Genomic DNA, 1,449 nt, shown 5'->3' with positions numbered 1-1,449 from the left:
GATAGGAGTAATGATTATGAGAGAATTAAATATACCAGATATTGACCTTAAGAAAGAACTAAATAAGTGTGATAGTATGGAGGATTTAGTAGGTAAAAACGGTTTGATGCAACGACTATTCGGAAACATAATTCAACAATTTTTGGAGGCAGAGATGGAAGAGCATCTCGGTAGAGATAAATACGAGAGAAGCGAGAACGGGGGTAAAAACTATAGAAATGGATATAGCTCAAAAAATATTAAAACTAGCTTTGGGGAAGTTCCTGTGGATATACCAAGAGATAGAAATTCAGAGTTTAATCCGAGGATTGTCAGAAAGTACGAAACTGTCTGCAATGAACTTGATAAGAAGGTAATTGGTCTATATGCCAGAGGCATGTCTGTGGATGATATTAAATCTGAAATAGATGAACTCTACGGGGTAGACATATCTCCTTCTATGATTTCAAAAATTACTGATAAGGTAATGGAAACAGCTATAGCTTGGCAGAATAGGTCGTTAGACCCTGTATATCCTATAGTTTATATGGATGCCTTATATTTTAAAGTCAGAGAAGAACATAAGATTGTTAATAAGGCTGCCTATGTTTGTATGGCTTTAGATATGAAAGGGCATAAAGATATACTAGGATTATGGATCGGTGAGCAGGAAGGAGCAAAATTCTGGCTTTCTGTATGTAATGACTTAAAAAACAGAGGCGTAAAAGACATCATAATTGCCTGTATGGATGGACTTAAAGGGCTTCCAGATGCTATAAAAGTTGTTTTCCCAGATGTTAATATTCAAAATTGCATAGTACACCAGATTAGAAATTCATTAAAATATGTAGCCTCAAAAGATAGTAAGTCATTTATAAAGGATTTAAAAGAAGTATATCAAGCTTCAACTGAACAATTAGCACTTGATGGCCTAAATAAGCTAGAAAGTAACTGGGCTGATAAATACTCTATAGTAATACAATCTTGGCGCAATAATTGGGAAAATCTATCTACATACTTTGATTTTCCTCCGGAAATAAGACGTATAATATATACGACTAACGCGCTAGAAGGCTTTAATAGGCAATTAAGAAAGTTCACTAAGATAAGGACTACGTTTCCTACGGATGATTCTCTAAGGAAGGCTTTATTTTTAGCAACAGAACAAATTATGAAAAAATGGACATCACCATCACCTAACTGGGCCGGTACTCTAGCTCAACTAACTATAATGTTTGAAGATAGAATTGAATCATAAAAGTAAGTCCTTAAATTTAGGTTGTACTTTTTAGAATATAAATGCATAATAATATTATTTTTGCTAAAAATAATATTAATTAGAGCCACAAAATCTCATTATTTAGTAATGCCCAAAAAAATAAAAATTACTACAGGAGTTTGTCCCCCATAGTAATTTCCAGTTAATCTAATCACATCTATAATAATTTACACAAATCTATGGACGTTCTC

1 protein-coding gene is annotated in these 1,449 nt (G+C 33.1%); it reads left to right on the top strand.

From position 1 onward, the window contains the following. The first annotated feature begins 16 nt into the window (after window positions 1-16). Window positions 17-1,237 carry an IS256 family transposase gene (locus tag CLLI_RS03735; RefSeq protein ID WP_106062905.1) on the top strand — a complete coding sequence of 407 codons (1,221 nt, stop codon included), beginning with the start codon at window positions 17-19 and terminating at the stop codon, window positions 1,235-1,237. The last annotated feature ends 212 nt before the right edge of the window (window positions 1,238-1,449 follow it).

The sequence above is a fragment of the Clostridium liquoris genome, from assembly GCF_002995785.1.
Classification (GTDB): domain Bacteria; phylum Bacillota; class Clostridia; order Clostridiales; family Clostridiaceae; genus Clostridium_AO; species Clostridium_AO liquoris.
Note: the sequence above shows the minus strand (reverse complement) of the source record. Positions and strands in the feature narration are given on the sequence as shown.

What these genes read in the sequence shown, in the direction of transcription:
- CLLI_RS03735 (WP_106062905.1), top strand. Translation starts at nt 17, where the DNA reads ATGAGAGAATTAAATATACCAGATATTGACCTTAAGAAAGAACTAAAT.